The following is a 21952-nucleotide window of genomic DNA, read 5'->3' as shown; positions in this document are numbered from 1 at the left end:
CTCGCGGGTTCGTCGGTGGAGCAACTGCTAGCGGATGTGGGGGAGATCGTCGTCGGTCGGCAGTGGTGAGTCCTGCGCTGCACGCCGGAAAGGGGCGTCGCTCAGGTAGTGACGCAGCCGGGGCAGCATTCCCTGAGCCAGCAGCGCCCGCTGCCAGTCCAGCCGCGCCTGTTCCAGGCGAGCGGGTGGTGCGGAGCCGCCCCGTCGCCGTACCGCTTGGGCCAGTACGGCGGCGAGGGCGATCAGCGTGCTCGTCGCCGTGATCAGCGCCAGGATCCAGCCCGCGGTGACCAGTGATCCGGCCAAGGAGCTGGGTACGTCGGTCAGTTCGAGTGTGTAGCCGAGCACGAGCAGTGCGGCGGCGGACGTCGCCGCCACTGCTGGCGTCAGCACGGCCACCGCCGCCGGCAGGCTGTTGCCGGCAGGGGGTTCGCTGTCGTTCTCGTGGGCTGAGACGTGCAGGGCGAGATAGGTGTCGTACTCGGCCCGTGCCGCCGCCGTGATCTCGTCGGCGTCCGTCAGTGCCCGCAGGCGCAGCCGGGAGGATGTTCGCCCGGTCGGATCGGCGCTCAGGGCGGAGCGGATGTCAGGGGTGTTGAGCGCCAGGTGGAGAACGGCCTCGAAGTCCGGCCGGTCCTCGGGGCGCAGACGGAACGGGGCGGTCACCGGGGCCTCCTGGCGAGTGGGATGTCGTGTCACGTCCGCGGCCGGGTCCGTACGCGGAGCAACGGACCCGGCGACGCGGCGGTTCCGTCTCAGACGTTGACGCCGAAGTCGGAGGCGATGCCGGCCAGGCCGGAGGCGTACCCCTGGCCGACCGCGCGGAACTTCCACTCGGTGCCGTTGCGGTAGAGCTCGCCGAAGACCATCGCGGTCTCGCTCGACGCGTCCTCCGACAGGTCGTAGCGGGCGATCTCGGCGCCACCGGCCTGGTTGACCACCCGGATGAAGGCGTTGCGGACCTGCCCGAAGCTCTGCCCGCGCGACTCGGCGTCATGGATCGACACCGGGAAGACGATCTTGTCGATCTCGGCGGGTACGGCGGCGAGGTTCACCTTGATGCTCTCGTCGTCGCCCTCGCCCTCACCGGTGAGGTTGTCGCCGGTGTGCTCGACCGAACCGTCGGGGCTGGTGAGGTTGTTGTAGAAGACGAAGTGCTGGTCGGAGACGACCTTGCCCGAGGCGTTCAGCAGCAGGGCGGAGGCGTCGAGGTCGAAGTCGGCGCCGGTGGTGCTGCGCACGTCCCAGCCCAGGCCGACGAGGACGGCGGTCAGTCCCGGCGCCTCCTTGCTCAGCGAGACGTTGCCACCCTTGGACAGGGAAACACCCATGGTTCATTCCTCCACGCACGGTCGGTACGGGTCCGCGTCACGGACCCGGAGTTAGAATCTACAACACTGTAGAAGTTGTGGATGCGGAGACCAGGCAGGGCATGACGGAACACCGGAGCGGTCCCCGGCGCCGGGGCAGGGGGAGCTGGAGGCACAGGTCCTGCCGGCCCTGCACGAGGCGGACGGACCGGTGCCGGCCGGCCGGGTGCGGGAGCGTCTCGGTTCCGACCTCGCCTGTACGACGGTCATCACGATCCCGACCCGGCTGCCGGCCAAGGGCGTGGTGACCCGGGAGCGAGCGGGACGGTCCTGCGCCAGAACGCCCTCTTCCGATGAGGCCGACCTCGCGGCGCACCGGATACGCCGGGTGCTGGACACCGAGAGTGACCGGGAGCCGGTGCCGGCCGGCTTCGTCCCCGGACTCGGTCCGGACGGCGAGCGTCTGCTGCCGCTGCCGCGCCGGGTGGCGGCCTTGCTCGGCCCCGCACCCGTCGTGCGCAGCTGGCCGTCGGTGTTCACGGCGATGGGGCCGGCGGCCTGGAGCGCGGCCGCGGGTACGGCTGTCTCCGCCCTGTCGTCCGCGAACTCCGCGGTGACCATGCTCTTCATCCTGCACGCCGCCACGCCTCTGTGAACGAGAGGGGCTGTCGCTGAGCGCGGTGTGCCGGGGGGTTTTCTGACGGCCCGCCCGGTACACCGCGCTCGGCATGTCGGTCAGAGGTCGAACTCGTGCGGCGGCAGATCGAGGGCGAAGCACGCCTCGCGGACCACGGCCTGCTCGTCCTTGTCGAAGTCGCCGTCGGCGCCCCCGATGATGACGCCGATCTGGATGACGGCCCGCGCCTCGGCGGGCTTCTTCTTGGCCTTGGCGATCTCCTGGAGCACGCTGACCTTGCCGAAGTCGAAGTCGGTGGTCAGCTTGGTCAGGTTGTCCTCGAAGCGGCGGCGCAGGTCGTCGGCGGGGAAGTTCTGCAGCACCTCGTTGGTCGAGATCAGCTGCGCCACGCGCTGCCGCTCGGACGGGTCGACGGTGCCGTCGGCGGCGGCGACCAGGGCGCACATGGCCATGCTGGCGTCGCGGAAGGCGCCGCTCTTGAGGTCGTTCTTCTTCGCCATCAGCTGGGTCTGCATCGTCGATGCGGATTCCTTGACGCGGTCCCACAGGGCCATGAGAACTCCATAGTTCGCTCGCGGGGGCCGGTCCGCCCTGTCGGCGGCCCGTGCCCTCATCTATATCTACAGCAATGTAGAAACTAGCGATGGAGCGGATAAGTTCCGGCTGTGTCCGGGGGATTCGGCCTGTCGTGGGGCAGTGGCATGGCGACGTCCCGGGTGCGACGGCGGGCCTGGGAATCCGCGTCCCGCCCAAGGGCATGCGTCGCGCCGCGGGGGAGGGGCGGCTGAGACCGGGCCACCACTTGGCTGCGGGAAGCGCGCTCCCGAGAACGAGCCACGGTCCCGGACCGGCGCGGCCGTCGGTGTCGTCGGCGCGCGTGTCGAGGGCGAGGCCGGTCGGCCGTGCGGATGTGCGGATGCGCCACCTTCCGGCTCCGCTGCACGGACGGTTCCCCGCTGGAGTTCGGCCCGCTGGGCGAGCCGGAGGCCGCCGATCACTTCCTGCGCACATCGGCGGGTGACCGGCGGCCGACCAGCCCTGCGGGTCTGCCTGTGACGGGTCAGTCCTCCTCTGCTTCCTCTTCCTCGTCCTCGAAGAAGTCGCCGATCTCGTCGACCACTTCGGCCGCGACCATCCCGCCGACCACACCGACCGCCACACCGGCCGCGCCCGCGGCGATCGCGGTCCCCATGCCGGGGCCGGACCGGTGGCCCTCGTCGTGGTGGTGCTCGCCGTGGCCGTGATGACCGCCGAATCCATGACCGTGGGCGTACGGGTCGTCTCCGTGGACGGCGTGCGAGCCGTACGAGGCCCGGTGCTCCACCAACCGCCGAATCCAGCCGTCGACGACCGTGTTCCAGTCCTGATGCTCGACGCCCTCGTGGGAGACGGTGAACCGGGTCACCGCGTCGTGACCGGAGGAGAACAGGCCGCCGCGCTTGTCGGCCTCCAGGACGACCTCCATGCCGCCCGGGCCCGCCAGGAAGGTCACCTCGATCTCGTTGACCTGGTGGGCGTACTGCGGCGCCGGAACGAGCTCGATCTCCTGGTAGAAGGGCAGCCGCTGGCCGGTGCCCGCGATGTGCCCGTGTTCGAGGTCGGCCGACTTGAAGCCGAAGCCGAGCTGCCCGAGTGCTTCCAGGATCGCCTCCTGCACCGGCAACGGAGCGATGCTCAGCTGGTCGAGGTCACCCTTGTCCTTCGCGCCGGCCACGGCCAGTTCGGTCCGCACGCCGAGCACGATGCCCAGACCCTGCCCGTACAGCTCGGTGATCGGCGACTCCCACGGCAGCGTCACGGTGAACGGAACGCTGTGCACGCCACCCGCCGCCAGCCGGAAGCCGCCGCCGACGGTGAACCGGTCGAAGACGACCACGCCCTCGCTCTCGCCGTCCTCGCGCTCCGCCTCGACCCGTGCCACCAGCTCCAGGGTGATGTGCTCGATGTCGAAGTCGGCGTCACCGCCCCTGAGATGGACCTGGCCGGTCAGGGCGGAGCCGGGGCGTGCGGCACCGGGATCGAGAACCGTGTCCACCGTGGGGCCGCCCACTCCGAGCGATCCGAGCAGTCGTTTGAACACCATCGTGGCGTCCACTCCTTATGCGTGCGTGTGTTCCCGTGAGGCCCTTCCTGTGTGGACCTTCTACAGGTGCGTAGAAGCATAGGTGGCCCGGAATCGCGGAGGAGTGAGGTCAACGCGGGGGCGACGGAAACGGCCGAAAATGACTTCCCGGCCGAGACCTCAGGGGCGGTCCTGCTCCTTGAGGGCCTTCGCCTCACTCTTGAAGATCCGCGCCGCCTTGCCCGCCGACCGGGTCAGCTCGGGCAGCTTCTTGATTCCGACGACCACGATGACGACGAGGAGGATCAAGGCCAGTTCACTCAAGCCGAACATCAGGTCCGCCCTTTCCCGGCGAGGGCCGTCGGCCTATAGGGCGAACCGGCGGCACGAGGCAACTACAGTGCTGTAGAAGTATCCCCTGGCGAGTGATCACCCAACAAGCCCGCCTTCCGGCCGGGTTGGCCTGGAGCGGCTCCTCGTGCGACAAGGAGCCAAGGTTTCTCCATGACCCTGAGTCGGACCAACGGGATCGACCGTCACCTGTGTGGAAGCCCGCGCCGGCCGCGGCGGGCGGCACCGACGGCGCTCGCGCTTGCGAACCGTCGCGGGAACACGGCTTCCACGCCCCGCGCCACCTCTACGCTTCCGAGGAACCGGAGGCCGGCGAATCGATCGTCACACTGCGGAAGTGCTCCCACTACCTGCCCCGCGCCGACGCTGCCATCGACGTGATCTTCGTGCAGCCGCAGCCGCAGCCGCAGCCGCAGCCGCAGCCGGTCGGCAGAGCCCGTGGAGCGTGGCCGGAAGATAACGGGTGGCCCTGTGACCTGGCCCTCTGGGCGGGTTCGCGATGTTGATCTGCACAGATCACCGTTCGATTCTTTCGCATCCGTACTCCTTGACGCGACCGGAAGTCCCAGAGAAGTCCCAGGGAACCGGCGCTTCCGACGGCCACTGTCTCGGCTTTGGGCAGTGGAGAGGACGGAAGCAGTCGAAGTGCGGTACTCCACGGCAGTCGGCAACAGGCGACGGTGGGCCGTTATCCCGCTGCACTGGTCTCCACCTCGCACTACGGCTGTGAAAGTGCGTCGGTGCCGCCTTCAGGGATGCCGATGACCTCGACAGTCACCCCTCGTGCCGCCAACGCCTTCGCGGTCTGGGCGATGGTGATCTGGGAGAAGCCGAAGACGGAGTCCGGGGTCAGGCTCGTGCGGTTCTTGAGGAGCATCGCAAGGACGATGCGCTTGGGCGTGTAGTCACCGGGAAGCAGGCGTGCGCCTCGACTCAGCCGGGCCACCTTGGCGGTGAACTCGCTGCGGACCCGGGCGGACTCCTGGAGCAGCTCCACCGCGACCCTGGCCTGGCTGAACAAGTGGCTCAGCGGACTGGAACAGCCTGCCCGCTTGACGAGGATCAGGGTGTCGTCCGGCGTGAGCAGGTCGCAGATCTCGACCTGGTCCCTGGGCCGGAGAGGGTTGGCGACGGTCTTGGTGTCGAGGCAGAGCCAGCGGGGCTGACCCTCAGCCATCCCGCTGTTGTACTCGTCGGCCACTCTGTTGTTGTAGGCGTTCTCCGACTCGCCGTCCTCCCAAGAGGGGAGGGAGACGGAAGGCAGAGGAGAGAACAGCGCCCGCACCGTGGCCCGGCACTCCTCGACATAGGCGGCCCCGGCCTCGTACCACTCGCCGTCCATCAGGAAGAACCGTCGGGAGCCGAGGGACACGCCAGTCTCCAGCCAGATCAGCGCGCTGGTGACGGCGAGCGTGTCGGCGGTGCCCCGCCGGCGGCCCCCGGACAGGGTCACCGTCCCTTCGCGCAGTGCCTTCAGGCGCCGGCCGGGCGGTGCGAGCCGGGCCCGGGTGAGCACGTATCCGAGGTCGAAGTCGTCCGAGATCAGGGCTCCGTTGTCGCTGTTGATCTGGGTCATGTACGTGGTGGCCTCCGCGTGTGCCGTGTGATGTTCGGAGGGGACGCAGACGGAGAAGCTTCCCTCGTCGGGTCGGCCGAGACGGTCCTCCAGGGTTTCGTGGAGAGTGTCGAGGGTCGTCGGGTCGCTCACCGGCACGATGTGGTCGACGAACTCCAACTCCGGGTGCGGGATGTCCTCGCGGCAGATCCTGGCGATGGTCCGCAGGTCGGAGAGCAGGGCCTCGGGTTCGATCCCGAGGGCGATCCGCAGCCCGCAACCGCCCTGGGCGCTCACGGCCTTGCCGAGGCTGTACCGCGACCGGGTGAGCGGCAGGTTGTCGAGGTATCCGCCCAGGCTGCGCACGATGCGCGAGTGGTCGCGAATACCCAGCAACGGGACCGAGGCGCCGCCCGGAACCAAGGAGATGTCCGTGCGTGCTTGCCCGAGAGATCTCGACACGGCTCCGCGGATCAGGTCGGGTCCATCTGCCGGATGGCGAACGAGAGACCGAAACGCTTGTCCTTGAGGTGTTCGGGGATCAACCGGTACCCCTGGTCGCAGCCGATCGCGTACACCGCGCCATCGACTGCGAGCAGCAGCAGAGCAGCGGTGCGGCGGACGCTTTCGTGGACCACGATGCCCGTGGTGCGCGACATGGGCTCGCACCACGGGGCCTCGGTGCGTTCCATCCCACAGGTGATGTACACAGCCGGGACCCCGAGTGCCTCCGGTACATGTGGATCTGCACCGAGGCCGTCCAGAAGTTCGGGGTCAAGGGCGTCCAGCATGGCTTCGCTGGTGGGGGCGACGCCAGACAGCCGGTAAACGGTGCGTACTTCGGTGTGCGAGGGCATGGCGTGGCTCCCTGTGCCAGGAGGGTATCAAGTACACGACTCAGAGAAGCATTCATGTGTGTACGTTGTCAACGGACTAGACTCTGGAATGCTGATGTCGATCCGTGTACGCTGGAGGTATGACGGACAACGCCGCTCCATCGGTCGGCCCACTGGTCACCGGCGCCGAGATCGCCCGGCTGGCCGGAGTCACCCGGGCCGCTGTCTCCAACTGGCGTCGGCGCTACGACGACTTCCCCGCGCCGGCCGGAGGTGCCGCGAACAGTCCGCTCTATGCGCTGACCGAGGTCCAGGAATGGCTGGACAAACAGCGCAAGGGCCAGGAGGTGTCACCCGAGGTCGAGTTGTGGCAGGCCATGCGGGCCGCATACGGGGAACAGATGGTCTCGGGCCTGGCGCAGGTCGCCGCGGCCCTGGCCGGGCAGGCCGGACCGAGGCTGCCGGACGACGTAGCCACCCGTGTGCAGGCGCTCGTCCGAACAGGATCGTCCGTCGACCTTGTAAACGGACTTACTGACCGGTTTATGGACTCCGCTCGGCGAGCCGGGTCCGACCAGGTGACCCCTGAGCGCGTGGTGCGTGCCGTCCGCCACTTCGCCCCCGAACTGCCGGCCGGCGCCACGGTCTTCGATCCCGCCTGCGGAATCGGGGTGCTCCTGCTGTCTGTGGCCTCCGACGCCGGGACGCGTTGCTGCGGCCAGGAGGTGGATGACGACAGCGCTCGCTTCGCACAGCTGCGCGCCGACCTTCTGGGCCGCTCCGGCGTGCGCATCGTGGCAGGCGATTCACTGCGTGCGGACGTATGGCCGGATCTCAAGGCGGATCTGGTCGTCTGTGACCCCCCGGCCGGTGTGACCGAGTGGGGGCGGGAGGAGTTGCTGCTCGACTCCCGCTGGGACCTCGGCACCCCGTCCAAAGCCGAGGGAGAGCTGGCCTGGCTCCAGCACGCCTACGCCCACACCGCACCCGGCGGCCACGTCCTCATGGTCATGCCGGCCTCGGTCGCCTACCGCAAGGCCGGTCGCCGCATCCGGTCGGAACTCGTCCGCCGGGGCATCGTGCGCCAAGTGATCGCCCTGCCGCCAGGGACGGCGACCTCGCACGCCCTGCCTGTGCACCTGTGGTGTCTCCAGCGTCCCGAGAACACGGAAGGGGTGGACACACACCACACCGTGAGCATGGTCGACCTGACGGAGAACCCGCCCGACGGGGATCTGGAACCACGCCCCGACCAGGTTGCCGACGTGCCGCTGATCGAACTCCTCGACGACGCCGTGGACCTGACCCCCGGGAGCCATCTCCGTTCCCGGCACCGCGACTACCCCGCTGAATACGTCGCCCTGCGCAAGGAGTTGGAGGACCAGATCCGGCAACTCGCCGCCCTTCTGCCCGAACTCGCGGCGGGCGGCGGGCCGGGCTCGCTGGACGGCGCCACCACCAGCGTCGCGGATCTGGCCCGCGCAGGGCTCGTGGCGTACGAGGGTCCGGAGCCCGTCTCGGCCAGCGAGCAGCTCGACACGGACTATCTGCAAGGGTTCCTGCGCAGCTCGGCCAACGCCCGCAGGTCCACGAGCGCGAGCGGGACCTACCGCTTCGACGGCAGGGGCTCACGTATTCCCCGTATGGGCATCGACGAGCAGCGTCGGTACGGCTCCGCCTTTCGTGCCCTGTCCGCGTTCGAGGAGGGGATGCGCAAGGTCGACGAGCTGAGCCGACAGCTCGCCGAGGTCGCCCGTGACGGTCTGGCCACGGGCGCCCTGGCACCGGAGGAATGAGCCGGTTCGCCGGTCAGTCGACGGGCGGGAGAAAGGGGCTCGCGGTCCCGCTCCACGACACCTTCAGGGTTTCGCGAGCGCGTGTGCAGGCGACGAAGAGCAGACAGCGCTCACGGAGCAGATCGGCGTCGTGCTGGAGCGGGTCCGCCTCACGCGGGGTGATCTCACGGGCGAACGGGACGGTGCCCTCGGCGACGCCGAGCACCGACACCGCCCGGAACTCCAGTCCCTTCATCGCGTGCATCGTCGCCAACCGCACGCCCTCGGACCCTTGCGTGACCTGCCCTTTGACCCGTAGCACCGGAATCCCCGCGGCCTTCAGCTTCTCCTCGGCCGCGTCCAGGGCGAGGTTGAAGCGCGCGCACACACCGATCTCATGCGGCGCGAAACCCTCGGCGACCAGGGTTCGGACCCGCTCCACCAGCGCCTCCGTCTCCTCCTGCCGGGTGGCGTACCCGCGCACCCGGGGGCGGCCGCCGTGGAGCAGCGAGCGGTACCCGGCCAGCGAGTCCGTCCCCTCACCCTCGAGCGCGTCGACGGTGACGGGCGCGAGGAGGCGGGCCGACCAGGCCAGGATCTCCTCCGTGGAGCGATAGTTGACGCGCAACCGGAAGCTGCGGCCGACCGAGGCGATGCCCAACGAGCCCAGCGACACCCGGGAGTCGTAGATCCGCTGATGCGGGTCACCAGTGATGAACAGGTCGTCGGCCCCGGGGGAGACGGCGGCACGCAGCACCCGCCACTGTGCGGGGTGCAGGTCCTGTGCCTCGTCCACGACGACATGGGCGTACGGCGCCGGCCCGTCGGCGAGGAGTTCCGCCGCACGGGCGCAGATGCCCAGGTGCGTGGTCTCGCCGCGGTCGCGCAGGAACTGCTCGAACCGTTCCACGCCCCTCCACACCTCCCGGCGGCGCGCGGCACCGAGACCGGTGCCGCGGCCGCGGCGGCTCGCGGCGAGGTAGGCGTCGACATCGCGGAGGCTCTGGCCGAGGACAACGTGTCGGTACTCCTGGGCCAGGAACCGGGCGGTGAACGGCAGATCCAGCTGCTTGACCACCTTCTCCCACAACTGCCGCTGCTCCCGGTCCCCGATCGGCTTCGGCGCGGTCGCCGAGTGGGCGCGAACGACGCCGTTGGCACAGGCGTCGACCGTTGTCACATCTACCCGTGCCAGCAGCTTCTCGTCCTCGTCGAGGAGCAGGCCGAGCAGCTCGCGCAGTCCGGCGGCGAGCGCGTTCGTGTACGTCGTGAGCAGGATGCGGCCGTCCTCGGAGCGGCCGAGCAGATGCTTGACCCGGTGCAGCGCGGCCACCGTCTTGCCCGTGCCGGGTCCCCCGGTGACCTGGACAGGGCCGCCGTACGATGTGCGGTAGGCGACGCGTCGCTGGGAGGGGTGCAGGAAGACCCGCCAGGCCGCGAACGGCTTTGCCAGCATCTCCTCCAACTCCCGCGGTCCGGTGACCAGTCGGATGCGGGCGGACGTGTTGGTGATCACCGTGGCCAGGTCCTCGACCGGTTCGGCGGGCGCGTCGGCGGGGCGGTGCACGGCCACGACGTCCCGGTAGACCTCCTCCGGGCTGAAGCCCTCGGCGAGGTACTGGAGCACCTCCAGCTGGTCCTCCGGCAACAGTGTGGCGAAAGCCTCCAGTTGGGCCTTGTCCACGAATGATCGTGCGGCGCGCAGGACTTGGTCGTCGATGCCGAGCTCGCGCAGCGTGCCGTCGGAGACGTTCGCGAACAGCAACCGGGGAGCCGTGCGCGCGGCCGTCTCGTACAGCGGTGTCAGCTCGTCCAGAGCGACGGCGTTGCGCACTTCCAGGGCGCGCGTCGCGGAGTTCGCGCTGTACAGGCGCTTCGCCGCCCAGGTGTAGGCGTCGTCGTGCGGCAGGACATTGACCAGGAGGAACATGTCACTGCCGTCGTCGGGCGCGAGGACGACACCTCGCCAGAAGTCGGTGATGCGGATCGTCCGCATCCGCGGGTCACGGGCGTTGTGGACGGACTCCAGGTGCAGCCCCTTGTCCGCGTTGAGTTCGGCCGCGCTCATGGCCTGGAACTTCGCCATGGCCTTGCGCACTCCGGCCCGCACCGGCTTGTCCAAGGCGTCGTAGCCGTCCCAGAAACTCTGGGCGAAGGCGAGCCGAGGCATCAGATACCTTCCCTTCTTCCGGACGCCAGACGTCCGGCGATCTCCCGGAAAGCCGTGAGGAGTTGTTCTGGTTCGCGGGAGAGATCGAGGCTGTGCTGATAAATTCGCACGGCCGTTCCGCGCACCTCGTGGTGGCGCAAGGGCTGCCGTCCGGCGGCGTACACGAGGTGAGCCTCGCGCAGACCGAGCACCGTGGCGTACGCGAGCGCCTGGTACAGGTCGGCGTTGAGAAGCCCGTCGGCCTTCTCGACCTTGTACTTGGCGTCGACGACGGCGAGCGGGGTGCGGCCGTCACCGGTGCGGACGACCAGGTCGGGGCGCATGCCCACCCGACCCGCGACGTCGAGGTGATGGGGGTCCTGGAGGCGCGCGGTCAGACCGTGCTCCCTGAGCGCCTCGCGCAGGCCGACGGTCACGAAGTCCTCGAACAGCTTGTTCATGTCGAGCAGGAAGCCGTCCACGGCGAGCGGGTCGGCCTCGGCAGGGCGGTGCTCCGGCGAGGTGCCCCGCAGCACGGCTTCCGCGAGCCGAAGGGCGGGCTGATAGCGGGAGTTGAGGCGCGACGGCTGCCACCGCGGCAGCGCCTGCCCCCGTATCAACGGCAGCGCGTCGGCCAGTCGTACCCGCTGATGAGCGAGGCGCCGCCGGACGGGACCGGGAACACCCGGCAGCCGCAGCAACCGCTCGGTCGCGGCGCGCAGAATGCGGTTCTCGGCGGTGTCGGCGGTGTACGCGTCGTAGGCGATCTCCACGGGCGGCGTACGGCCGAAGTGCCGCCGGATCTGCTCGGCCTCACGCAGCCTTCCGCGCACGACCAGCGCAGTCTCCTCCACCCCCCGGTACCCCTGGAGGACACCCTGTCGCAGGGCCCCGTCGATCTGTCGCTCCACGGCATGGGCGAGGGCGGGCACGACATCGTCGTGGGCGCCGGTGTCCACGGTGCCCTCGCCGCTGTCGCGCCAGGCGCGGGCCGGGTCGAGGCTGAACCCGAGGAGGAAGAACAACCGGCTCACCGGAGTCTTGGGCATGATCCGTACGACCTGACCGCCGGCCGTGCGCACGGCGCCGACCCGGCTCCCCGCCCGCAGCAGCCAGTGCCCGGCACGACCTGGATCGGGGGTCGCGCTCTGCAGGATCCCGGAGGCGGCCAGGGCCCGCCCGGCCTCGGTGTCCAGCGCGACGGACACGGCGGGCCCGTACTCGCGCAGTGACACCTCAGGCATGGGCAGTGTCATGGGCGCTGCTCGCGCAGGGCATCGAGACCGTAGCGGGCGGTGACGTCGAGGCCCTCGCCGTAGTGGTGCTCCTCCAGCAGGGGCAGGATCTTCGTGCGCCACGTCCGTTCGAGGCCGCCGTCGCGGTACACGCCCGGCTTCATCAGGTACGACGGTCCGATGGCGAAGTCGGCGTCGTCGATACGGGCGTTGAGGGCGTCGAGCAGGCGGGCGGGCTCCAGGTCCTTGCCCTCGCGCTTCAGCCAGCGGGCGAGCAGCCCGGCGGTCGGTTCGGTGCGCGGGGACAGCTCCACGAACGCGAAGCGGCGCCGCATCGCCGCGTCCACGAGGGCGATCGACCGGTCGGCGGTGTTCATCGTGCCGATCACGAAGAGGTTGGGCGGCAGCGCGAAGTCGTCCCCCGAGTAGGTGAGTCGGACCGACTTCGTCCGGTACTCCAGGAGGAAGTACAGCTCGCCGAAGACCTTCGCCAGATTGGCCCGGTTGATCTCGTCGATGATCAGGAAGTGCGGGATGTGCCGGTTGCCGTCGCGGGAGGCGAGATCGGCGAGCTCCCGGAGGGGGCCGGCCGTCAGCCGGAAGGCCACCTCCCGTGTCTCGGGGTCCTCCACGGGCCGGAACCCCTCGAAGAAGTCCTCATAGGCGTACGAGGGATGGAACTGCACGATCTTGACCTGCTCCGGGCCGCCGCCGAGGTACTCGGCCAGCTTCATCGCCAGGTACGTCTTGCCGGTGCCCGGCGGGCCGTACAGAACCAACTGCCGCTCGTCGATGAGGAGTTCTCGCATCTCCTCCAGCCACGCACGGTCGTGGACGAGGAGTTCGGCGGCGAGGGCGTCGGTGATGTCCGGCAAGGTCAGTTCCCCGCTCGCCACGGGGGCCGTGAGGTCCGTCAGCCCCATGAGCTCGTCCAGCGCGTCCAGAACGGCGGTCAGGTCGACCACGTCATGCTGGACGGACAGCTTCTGTTGCAGCTCCTCCGGCAGGTCCTCGTACGGGTGGCTGCCCGGCCGCCAGGCGGCCGTCCGCCGCAGATTGGACAGCCCGTCCGGCGACGCGGTCTGTACGGCCTCCCCGGTGATGTGCCCGATGTGCAGGAGACCGTCGCTGATGGTGGCCACGACGTCGCCGACGCGCATCTGCGTCAGAAAGGCGTGCAACTCGTCGACCAGGCCCCGCTTCTGGTTGTACGAGGCCGCCCCCTCGTATCCGTCCTCGACGAAGCGGCGCAGCGCGCTCTTGGTCGGGTCGGTCTCCTCCATGGGCGGCAGATGCGCGCCCGCGAGCGAGACGAGTCCCTCCTGGAGCCACAACTGCCGCACCAGGTTGTGCCCGGAGACGTTGGAGCCGCGCACCAGCCACGCCTTGCGCGGGGCACGCCAACCGGTGGAGAGATAGTCGGCGAGCGGGTGGCCCTCCGCGGTGCGCCACGACTCCGGGCCGGAAGCGTCGTAGCCGTACACGAGCGCGGCGGCGGCCGAGGAGGAGTTGCACTCGATGTCCCGGGCCGCCCTCCACCGTTGCTGGTCCTTCGGCAGGCCGGGGTCGACCGTCGCGTCGACGAGGCCGCCGCTCGCGCGCAGATCCGCGCGGTTGCGGCGGGCGTGGTCGCCGAGCCCGGGCCAGGCCTCGGCGGCCACCAGGGAACCCTCCCGCAGCAGGAACTTGTGGGTGCCGTTGCCGCCGAACTCGGCCAGCAGGTGCCCGCGCGCCTCACCGCCCTTGGGGAGCTTGATGCGGAACTCGGGAGTGCCGGGAAGGAGCTCGGGCTGCGACATGACTCCACTCTACCTGTTGACACTGTCAATGGACTCTGGGTTGGTGAACAACGGCTCCCGAAAACCGTCACCGCTCCGTGGGCAGCACGCTGCCCACGGACGGCGGCCTGGTCACGTCCGCGAACTGGCCGCTGCCTGACTTGGCCAGGCCCACGAGCCGTACGAGCTGTGCGTCCTGAGCCGCCTGATCGCCGCGTTCCACCGCGCTGCGCAGCTCGTCGCGGGCGGCCACGATCTCCTTCCGCAGGGTCGCCGGGTAGGCGTCCTGTTCGGCCAGTTGGATGGTCATGAGAGAGGTCCGGACCGCCGGATCGATTCCGGTCCAGAGGTCCTCCACGCGTTCGGTGTTCGCCCGCATGGCGCCCGGGTCCATGGCCTTGCGTGCGTCCATGACCGCCTCGGCGCCTTCTCGAAGTTCTTCCAGGAGCGGCGGCGGCAACAGTCCGCGCCCGCTTCGGGAGGCGATGCTCGCCTGCGCGTAGGCACTCCGGGCCCGCGTGCACAGGTCCAGGGTGGTGCGGGCGGATTCCAGGAGCCCGTCCAGGGAACGGCCCACGGTCTCTCCCCTGGCGAGGGCCGCCAAGTCGGCCTGGGCCTCGGTGAGGGCGTCGAGTTCGGCTGCGGTCAGGCCGTGCTTGAAGTCGGCCAGGAAGCGGGCGTACCGGTCGTGGAGTTCCGCTGCCTTCCGGCCCGTACCGGTGGAGACCACGCTGCGGCGGAGCTCCGCGCCTCGCCAGTCGCCGGAGCCGAGGCGGTACCGCAGGGCGATGGTCCGGTCGGCATCGAGCTTTGCCTGAACGGTGAGAGGCACCTCTCCGCGGAGCCCCTCGGTGCGTCCGTCGACGAAGCTCCCGCAGAACTCGTTGCGCTGCGCCGAGCGCAGGTGCGGTCCTTCCCAGAGCTGGAAGCGCACCGACGCGCCGTTGTCGCTGCGTACCGCGAGGTCGTCGTCCTGGTGCCATTCGGTCGGGTAGTGGGTGCCGCCGGGGAAGAGGACCTTGAGGGTGCCGTCGTCCAGTTCAAGGCCGATGTGCTGGGCTGTGACCTGCTGGGGAAGCGCGGTGCCGAAGTCGCCGCCGCAGAGTGAGCAGTTGCTGAGACCGGGGGCGTTGAGCATTCCGCAGCCGGGGCACTTCAGCCCGCCCAGGTCCAGCGGTGCGTCGCAGTCGAGGCACGCGGTCGCGGAGGCGGGGTTGTCGTCGCGGCCGCACTCCGGGCACTCCGTCCGGATCGTCGCCGGAGCGGCAGCCCGCAGTCCGGACAGATCCGTGGTGCACACCGGGCAGACGGCGGTGAGTTCGGGGGCAGGGACGTGGCAGCCCGGGCAGTCCACGGTGGCGGCACCGAGGAGCGGGGTGGCACAGGACGGGCAGGCGTCCGCGGTGACGGGGATGCCCTCGATGGTGCAGCTCTCGGCAGGGCAGTCGAGGGTGTCGAGGAGACTGGCCTCAACGGCGGCACCGTGGGCGACGGCCATCATGGGGTCCACGGCGTCCGACACCGTGTCCTCGCCGAAGAGCTCCTGAAGATCACGCCGGACGGCGGGGATGCGGGTGGAGCCGCCGACCAGGAGAACCCGCTGGATGTCCTCGGGCAGTGAGCCGCTCTCCGTCAGCACCGACGAGACCGTGTCCCGCATCCGGCCGAGGTGCTCGGTGAGGAGCTTCTCGAAGTCGGTACGCCGTACCGTCCCCGACCAGGAGCCGCCCTGCAGACCGAGCGGTGCGAGCGTCACGTCGAAGGCGTCTCGCGCGGACAGTTCGATCTTCGCGCGCTCGGCGGCGGCCCGGATGCGGGAGGCGTCCCCTTCGCTGCCGTGGTCACGTCCGTCGAGTCGCTCGCGCAGGTGCCGGTCCAGCAGTGCGTCGAAGTCGGCACCGCCGAGGAGGTTGTCACCGCCCAGCTTGTCCACCGAGAAGTAGCCGGGGCCGATCGTCAGCAGGGACACGTCGAAGGTGCCGCCGCCCAGGTCGAAGACGAGCAGGGTCGCGTAGTCCGGGGTCCCGTTCTCGCCCGACCTGACACCGAAGGCGTGCGCGGCGGCGGTGGGTTCCTCCACGATCCCCGCCACATGGAACCCGGCCAGCCGTCCTGCCTCGCGCACCGCGTGGTACTGCGGTTCGGCGAAGTACGCCGGCACGGTGATCACCGCCCGCCGGAACGGCACTCCCGCCGCGTCCTCGGCATCCTTCTTCAGTCGCCGCAGCAGGATGGCGGAAACCTGCACGGGGGAGAGGTAGTGCTCGCCGAGCCGGATCTCCACCGAGCCGTCGGCTCCGGCCCGCACCGGCGGTGCGTCGTCCGGACGCGTGGCGAGCGCCTGCTGTACGAGGTCGTCGTCCCAGCGCCGCCCGATCAGCCGCTTGACCTCGGTGATGACGGAACACGGGTCTCCCGCACGCCAGTTGAGAGCCTCCTGCCCCACCAGCAAGGCACCTCGGGAGTCGATTCCGAGGGCGGAGGGGGTGGCCGGATCGCCGTGACGGTTGGGCAGGACGGTGGGGACCCCGTCATGCAGCCAGGCCGTGACGGAGTTGGTGGTGCCGAGGTCGATACCGAGAGTCCGGTGCATGGCAGGGTGCTTCCTGATCGTCTTGGAGCGTCGAAGGCGAACGGGGCGGTGCGGTACTGGTGGGTCGGGTCAGGTACGGCGCGAGCGGCGTCCGCGTCCGGCCGAGGGCTTGCGTGGCAGGCGGAGCCGTTGGGAGCGGGTGGTGCGCTGTGGCTGCGTTCGCTTGCCACCTGGAGCGGCGATCGTGACCGATGGTTCGGGGTCGGGCTCCGGTGCCGGTCCAGGCACGGCGATGACCACCCGTGGGACTCGCAGGACGGCGCCGCCCAGGCGGAAGCCGGTGAGCTTCTCCCTGAGTACCGTGCCTTCCGGCCAGGTCGGATGCGGTTCCTTACCGACGACGCGCATCTCCGCCGGATCGACGACCCGGCCCACCACGTCCACCGGGACGACGTCGTGATCGGCCAACTCGCTGCGCAGCATCCGGTGCGCCGCGTCGACCTGCTCGCTCAGCGCGATCGCGGCGGAGACCGCCTCACGTGGGGACCGCGCCTCGTGCAGGGCACCGGTCCGGCGGCTCGTGTCCGCGAGGACATCGTCCAGCGGCAGCAGCGCGGTCAGCAGGTCGCGCAGTCGGGCCTCGGCCTCGTCGCGCTTGCGGGACAACGCCTCGACCCGGCGCCGCAGCTTGTCGAGTTCGGACGGCGGGCCGGTGGGTACGGCCGGGGCGGACTCGGTCACGGACGCTCCTCGGAGGCTTGCGGGGGCAAGGGAGGGGTGAGCATTTCGGCGACGAGTGCGGCGACGGGACTGCGAGAGGCTTGGTCGGCGCGCTCGATGAGCCCGTGCCTGACCGGATCCTGTCGGGCCTTGGCCAGCGCTTGTGCCGCCTGCCTGCGTAGAGGCAGGGGGCGGGTGCCTGGCGCGATGACCGGCACGAGTTCGTGAAGCGTGGGGCCGAACCAGGGGATCGGGGGGAGTTCGCTGCCCCCGCGGTCCGGGGCGGCGGATGCGTCGGTGGTCAAAAGAGAGCTTCCTGTCCGGTGTCGTCACGACCGCGTCCGCGGGCGTGGGGTCCGGGGCTGGGGCCGAAGAGCAGGCCTTGGGCGGGCAGCCCGGCCCCGATCCGCTCCGCGCACGCGCGGTCGCGCCGCGCCCCGCCCGGATCGCCGGCCCGTTCGCGTTCCCGGGCCCGGTTCAAGTAGGCGGATTCCACGGTCTGATCGAAACGGGCACTCACACCGGTCCGCAGCAGATCCCGGAGGAACAGGTCGATGACGTCCGACGGGGACACGGTGACTTCCAGGTACTCCGCGAGCAGGAGAACGGCGGTGTCCAGTTGCTCCCTGACCCGGCTGTTCCGGGCAGGGTCCGCGATGTCCACGGCCAGGCTCAGCAGTTCGACGCGGCGCTCCAGGGTGCTGCGGGTGTCGTCAGGGGCGGGGGTTGCGGCCATCGCCAGTTCCGCGTAGTGGTCCCCGAGCCATTTCCGGGCCGGTACGCATTCCGGGTCCCTCTCGAGCAGCCCCTGCACGTCGTCGACGCGGAGCTTGTCGCCCCGATCGAGGTCCGCTCTCAGGTGGTCGTCGAGGCCCGACCGGGCGTCCGGGTCTCCGGGCGTCACCTCCAGGGCGCGCGCGAAACGCCTACGGCTCTGCGCCGGGTCGCTCTTGAAAACTCTGCGGCCCTGACGCACCAGCTCGGCGGTCAACTCGGCGCCTAGGGAGGTGTCCTGCGGCAGGAGGGCATGGGCCAGGTCGAGGCCCTGGATCCGCGTGACGGGCGAGTTGCCGCGACCGGTGTTGGTCCGCCCGACGTTCGCCGCAGCGCGCAGGACGGCCTGCTCCTCCTTGGCCCCGAGGGTGCGTCCGAGCCGCGCCGCCGTGCTGAAGTCCGAGAGCGCCGAGGTCCACTCACCGGCCCGCACTCGGTCCTGGCCCCGGCCTGCCAGAGCCTGGGCCAGCGCGTCGGCGCAGGCACGGTGATCGGGTGCGTCCACGGTCCATGCGGTCGTGTCGGGATGGCGCGCGGTGTAGGCGTCGAGGAGGTCGATACGGCGGCCGTGCCGTACGAGATGACCGGCAGCGAGCCCGAGGGGGATGAGACTGTCGGGGTCGGCGGCCGAGGGAATGACGACAGGGTCGATGCCGTCGCACTCTGCCTCCCACGCCGTCCGCCAAGCGGCGAGGGCGTCGCGGCCGGCTCGGACGTCCAGGGCGTGCAGCAGGTCGGCGATGCGTCCGTGCAGGTGGTGGCGGGCTTCCTCCCAGAGCTCCTCGGGTACGGGGGTGTCGCGCCGTTCGCTGAGGAGCCCGTGGAAGTCGCTCAGATCCTCCTCGTCCAGGAGGTGTGCCCATAGAACGATCGCGAGCGCGGCGGTACTGGCTTCGGCGTGCCGTCCCTCTTCGCTCAGCCTGCGCAGGGCACTCACCGCAAGGGAGTGGACGATGTCTGTGTCGGCCCAGCCGAGGTCGTCTCTGTCGGGGCACCATCGGGCCGCCTCCGGCCAGTTCCCCGCACGAGCGGCCAGGGCGGCGCGGAGAACGGCGTGACGCATCGAGGTGTCGTCGGTGTCGGACGACGTGCCGAACTCGTTCTGGAACCGCTGGAGTAGTGGCCGTACAAGGCGGAACTCCGCACGCAGAAAGGCATGTTCGGCATCCAGCAGGAGACCGTGTGCCGTGACGGTCCGGTCGGGTTCGCCGGTGTCTTTCCCCTGCACGGTCTGTAGTCCCCCATGATCCCCCGCCCTACAAGGGACCACCGTAAGGAGACGTGTTGGCAACGTCAACGCGTGATCAGGCGGGTTGGCTGGTTCTCGTCGGACGCCTCTCGGGCCGGACCGACCAGTTCGGCTCGCACGGTCTTGCCGCTGGGTGGGTGGGGCAGCGTCTCCCAGTGGTCGGCGATCGCGGCGACCAGGGCGAGGCCGCGTCCGTCGGTGTGGAGTGCCGTGTCGGAGGAGGCGGCGGTCGCGGGACGGGGCTGCGGGTCTCTGTCGCCGCGTGCATCGGTGACGTCGATGCGGAGTCGGCCGGCCGGGGCGTCGAACACGAGGGTCAGCCGGAAGCTACGACCGGGCAGGCGCCCGTGGAGTACGGCGTTTGCGGTGAGCTCCGCGACGACAATCTCGGCACGCTCCGTGAGGTCGTGCGGGGCGTCCCAGGACCGCAGCTGGCTCACGCTGAGCAGCCGGGCGAGGCGAGCGCCGCGCGGGGTGGACGAGAGCAGCTGCGTGAAGGTGAGGGAGGGGGTGGTGAGTTGGGATGGGGGTTGGTTCATGGAGCCAGCGTGACGGGAGTGCGGGGGCTGTTGCGAGCGTGGCACCCCGTACGCGGAGTCAGCGTACGGGCACGCAGAGTGGACAGTACGTCTCTTCCGACGTCACGCTGGGTGCTGATCGTGTGCGGGCCCGAGGGCTGGAGAGAGGGGCGGCGAATGGACATCGTCGAGGCGGAGGCGGAGACGGCTGCGGGGGTTGGGGCCGCCCGGACGAGTCCGGCGGGGGAGTGGGAGAAGGAACCCCACCCCTCCGACAGTCTGCGTACGTTCGGGGCGGTCGTCCAGGCGTTGCGGGAACACGCGGGGCTGAGCCGGGAGGAGCTGGCCGCGATCGTCCAGTACTCCAAACACACCGTTGAATCGGTGGAGTTGGGGCGTCGGATGCCGGACGAGGCGTTCGTGGAGCGGGCGGAGGAGGCGACCGGCAACACGGGTGCGTTGCGGAGGGCTGCGCGTCATTTGAGCCGGGGGGAGGTGGGGTTGGCGGCGTGGTTCCGGCGGTGGGCTCGGCTGGAGCGGGCGGCGGTGAGTCTGTGTACGTATGAGTGTCGGCTGGTGCCGGGGTTGTTGCAGTCGGAGGCGTATGCGCGGGCGGTGTTCGAGGGCACGATCCCGTTGCGTACGGATGAGGAGTTGGAGGCGCAACTCGGGGCGCGGATGGATCGGCAGGTGATGATGCGGGAGCGGCCGAAGGTACCGTTCAGCTTCATCGTTGAGGAGCATGTGTTCCGGCGGCGGTTTGGGGAGGCGGAGGCGATGCAGGAGCTCTTCGACCATGTGCTGGAGCGCAGTGCGCCGCGGAATGTGACGCTTCAGGTGGTGCCGTGGGATGCCGGGTTGCATGCGTGTCTGGATGGGCCGGTGCAGGTGTTGGAGACATCAGAGGGGCGGCGGCTCGGATACTCCGAGGGGCAGAAGAACGGGCGACTGATCTCCGACCCGAAAGAGGTGAGTGTGCTCTGCCAGCGCTATGACACACTGCGCTCGCAGGCCCTGAACCCGAAGGAATCCCGGGACCTGCTGGAGCGACTGCGAGGAGAGCTATGAGCAGCGGTGCGACGGGACAGGCCTGGTTCAAGTCCAGCTACAGCGGCAGTGAGGGCGACAGCTGCGTAGAGATCGCGATCGCCGAACAAGCCGTCCACGTAAGGGACTCCAAGGACGTGAGCCGCCCCGCCTTTGCGGTTGGCCGTGAGGGCTGGCGGTCGTTCGTGCGGTTCGTGGACCACGCCTGAGCGGAGTGGTCCACGCGTTGGTGGCGCTTTGATCAGGCGCCACCGCAGCACTCACGGGGCGTCGACCTGGGGGTCGTCGTCCTCGTCGTCGGTCGCCAGTGCGGCCGGTAGCGGCAGGCCGTACTTCTCGCACAGGAACCGGGTCTGACAGTACCGCTGGGCGTCGGCGGCCACCCTGCCGAGGATTGCGGCATTCATGCCCGCACCGACGACAATTCCCACGAACGGTACGACCTTGGCGACGTTCTGCACCGGCACTCTGGAGCCGGCCGGGCCGAGCTGCTGCATCAGCTTCTCCAGGGCGGCCACGAGGCGATGGTCCTGGCGGAGCTTTTGCGACCAGTTGACGCGTCCCTTGAGAGCGTGCGCTGCCCGTGCTGTGTCACGCAAGGGCTCGGCCTTCGCCGCCTGCGCCATGAAGGACCGGCGTACCAGGCGTTGGATGAAGAGCTGCTCGTCGGGGTCTTTGGCGTCGTAGCCGTAGGAGTACGCGATCCGCGAGGCGATCGACGTGCTCAGTACCTGGACGACGAGGATGTCCGCCGTCATCGCGGCGGGGATCCCGGCGACGGGGACCAACGCCAGCACGCCCATGGCGCCGCCTTCGAAGGCGCCTGCGGTGCGCCACTTGAGGGTGTTGCGGGTCAGCAGCCGGTCGCAGAACTTGAGTTCCTGCTTCCGCAGTTCGGTGAAGCTTTCGAGTTCGAGACCCTGCTTGCGGGCGAGTTTCTCGACGTTTTTCGGGTCGTTGAGCTCCCTGGCCGACTCGTTGACGAGGTCGAGCAGCGCCGCAGCGCCCGCGAGCGCCGGTCGCAGGGCCTTGTCGGCGACCGCGTCGCCCGCGCGCCGCATGGGTTCCGCGACAGCGTCCGGGACGGCGTCCGCGACCTTTCTGGTCGCCTTCCCGGCTGCCTCGCTAGTGCGACTCAGCGCTGTGCTTGCCCAGTTCGGCAGGCCGCGGCGGTTGTTGCGGCGCTGCCAGTGGTCGTTGAGCGTGGCCCATACCTGCTCGTCGTACTTGCTCATCGCGGGTATGCCGTCGAGGAGGTGGTCGGCGTCCGTGCTCATCGTGATTCTCCGGTTCGACTGTGATGGCTGGGCCCACGATGGGCTGGCCGTCGGCGCGTGAGTGAAGCCGCAGCGTGAAGCCTGCGGTGTGTTGTACGGGTTCAGGCAGCGGTTAGGTCCTGGAGCGAGCCCGGTCCAGGACCATC

15 protein-coding genes and 3 pseudogenes are annotated in these 21952 nt (G+C 69.8%); 4 read left to right on the top strand and 14 right to left on the bottom strand.

The window, feature by feature from the left end; genetic code table 11:
• Nucleotides 1-27: 27 nt before the first annotated feature.
• On the bottom strand, nucleotides 28-666 hold the full coding sequence (locus ACFULQ_RS05645) for a hypothetical protein (protein WP_383538582.1): 639 nt from the start codon (nucleotides 664-666) through the stop codon (nucleotides 28-30).
• 89 nt (nucleotides 667-755) lie between these two features.
• Nucleotides 756-1331 (bottom strand): TerD family protein, encoded by a 576-nt coding sequence (locus tag ACFULQ_RS05640; protein ID WP_383538580.1) that lies wholly within the window; start codon nucleotides 1329-1331, stop codon nucleotides 756-758.
• Nucleotides 1332-1432: 101 nt separating this feature from the next.
• Between ACFULQ_RS05640 and ACFULQ_RS05635 the strand changes: the two are divergent.
• A pseudogene (locus tag ACFULQ_RS05635) lies at nucleotides 1433-1779 on the top strand (BlaI/MecI/CopY family transcriptional regulator); the annotation flags it as partial.
• 266 nt (nucleotides 1780-2045) lie between these two features.
• Here the strand turns inward: ACFULQ_RS05635 and ACFULQ_RS05630 are convergent.
• The 4 genes and pseudogenes from ACFULQ_RS05630 to ACFULQ_RS05615 all read right to left on the bottom strand — a co-directional run bounded on the left by ACFULQ_RS05630 (nucleotide 2046) and on the right by ACFULQ_RS05615 (nucleotide 6706).
• Nucleotides 2046-2501 (bottom strand): tellurite resistance TerB family protein, encoded by a 456-nt coding sequence (locus ACFULQ_RS05630; RefSeq protein WP_383538578.1) that lies wholly within the window; start codon nucleotides 2499-2501, stop codon nucleotides 2046-2048.
• 506 nt (nucleotides 2502-3007) lie between these two features.
• Nucleotides 3008-4030, bottom strand: coding sequence for a sporulation protein (locus ACFULQ_RS05625; protein ID WP_383538576.1), 1023 nt, complete (start codon nucleotides 4028-4030; stop codon nucleotides 3008-3010).
• A 162-nt stretch (nucleotides 4031-4192) separates the two neighbouring features.
• A pseudogene (locus tag ACFULQ_RS05620) lies at nucleotides 4193-4342 on the bottom strand (twin-arginine translocase TatA/TatE family subunit); the annotation flags it as partial.
• A gap of 736 nt (nucleotides 4343-5078) precedes the next feature.
• A pseudogene (locus tag ACFULQ_RS05615) lies at nucleotides 5079-6706 on the bottom strand (TIGR04141 family sporadically distributed protein).
• 185 nt (nucleotides 6707-6891) lie between these two features.
• On the opposite strand from ACFULQ_RS05615, the gene ACFULQ_RS05610 reads away from it, so the two are divergent.
• Nucleotides 6892-8547 carry an N-6 DNA methylase gene (locus tag ACFULQ_RS05610; RefSeq protein WP_383538574.1) on the top strand — a complete coding sequence of 552 codons (1656 nt, stop codon included), beginning with the start codon at nucleotides 6892-6894 and terminating at the stop codon, nucleotides 8545-8547.
• Nucleotides 8548-8560: 13 nt separating this feature from the next.
• On the opposite strand, the gene ACFULQ_RS05605 is transcribed toward ACFULQ_RS05610, so the two are convergent.
• The 7 genes from ACFULQ_RS05605 to ACFULQ_RS05575 form a co-directional block, all read right to left on the bottom strand.
• Nucleotides 8561-10696 carry a UvrD-helicase domain-containing protein gene (locus ACFULQ_RS05605; protein WP_383538571.1) on the bottom strand — a complete coding sequence of 712 codons (2136 nt, stop codon included), beginning with the start codon at nucleotides 10694-10696 and terminating at the stop codon, nucleotides 8561-8563.
• A complete protein-coding gene (locus ACFULQ_RS05600; RefSeq protein ID WP_383538569.1) occupies nucleotides 10696-11919 on the bottom strand; it encodes an McrC family protein in 1224 nt (407 codons plus the stop codon). The genes ACFULQ_RS05605 and ACFULQ_RS05600 overlap by 1 nt, the downstream gene beginning before the upstream one ends.
• An 8-nt stretch (nucleotides 11920-11927) precedes the next feature.
• Nucleotides 11928-13709 carry an AAA family ATPase gene (locus tag ACFULQ_RS05595; RefSeq protein ID WP_383538567.1) on the bottom strand — a complete coding sequence of 594 codons (1782 nt, stop codon included), beginning with the start codon at nucleotides 13707-13709 and terminating at the stop codon, nucleotides 11928-11930.
• Between the two features lie 67 nt (nucleotides 13710-13776).
• Nucleotides 13777-16281, bottom strand: coding sequence for an Hsp70 family protein (locus ACFULQ_RS05590; protein ID WP_383538564.1), 2505 nt, complete (start codon nucleotides 16279-16281; stop codon nucleotides 13777-13779).
• 69 nt (nucleotides 16282-16350) lie between these two features.
• On the bottom strand, nucleotides 16351-16962 hold the full coding sequence (gene grpE, locus ACFULQ_RS05585; protein WP_383538562.1) for a nucleotide exchange factor GrpE: 612 nt from the start codon (nucleotides 16960-16962) through the stop codon (nucleotides 16351-16353).
• Between the two features lie 280 nt (nucleotides 16963-17242).
• Complete coding sequence (locus ACFULQ_RS05580) at nucleotides 17243-18943, bottom strand: hypothetical protein (protein WP_383538560.1); 1701 nt, start codon at nucleotides 18941-18943, stop codon at nucleotides 17243-17245.
• Between the two features lie 65 nt (nucleotides 18944-19008).
• The gene (locus ACFULQ_RS05575) at nucleotides 19009-19503 is read right to left on the bottom strand and encodes an ATP-binding protein (RefSeq protein ID WP_383538557.1); all 495 of its coding nucleotides are present in this window, start codon (nucleotides 19501-19503) and stop codon (nucleotides 19009-19011) included.
• Between the two features lie 156 nt (nucleotides 19504-19659).
• On the opposite strand from ACFULQ_RS05575, the gene ACFULQ_RS05570 reads away from it, so the two are divergent.
• Entirely contained in the window at nucleotides 19660-20550 is an 891-nt protein-coding gene (locus ACFULQ_RS05570; RefSeq protein ID WP_383538555.1) for a Scr1 family TA system antitoxin-like transcriptional regulator, read from the top strand.
• Nucleotides 20547-20738 carry a DUF397 domain-containing protein gene (locus tag ACFULQ_RS05565; RefSeq protein ID WP_383538552.1) on the top strand — a complete coding sequence of 64 codons (192 nt, stop codon included), beginning with the start codon at nucleotides 20547-20549 and terminating at the stop codon, nucleotides 20736-20738. Before ACFULQ_RS05570 ends, ACFULQ_RS05565 begins: the two co-directional genes overlap by 4 nt.
• Nucleotides 20739-20789: 51 nt before the next feature.
• Here the strand turns inward: ACFULQ_RS05565 and ACFULQ_RS05560 are convergent, their stop codons facing one another.
• Nucleotides 20790-21806: an EcsC family protein gene (locus tag ACFULQ_RS05560; RefSeq protein ID WP_383538549.1), complete on the bottom strand. Its 1017-nt coding sequence runs from the start codon at nucleotides 21804-21806 to the stop codon at nucleotides 20790-20792.
• Between the last annotated feature and the right edge of the window lie 146 nt (nucleotides 21807-21952).

This window comes from Streptomyces sp. NPDC057253 (genome assembly GCF_042669125.1).
Classification (GTDB): domain Bacteria; phylum Actinomycetota; class Actinomycetes; order Streptomycetales; family Streptomycetaceae; genus Streptomyces.
This window is presented reverse-complemented; position numbering and strand designations above follow the sequence as displayed.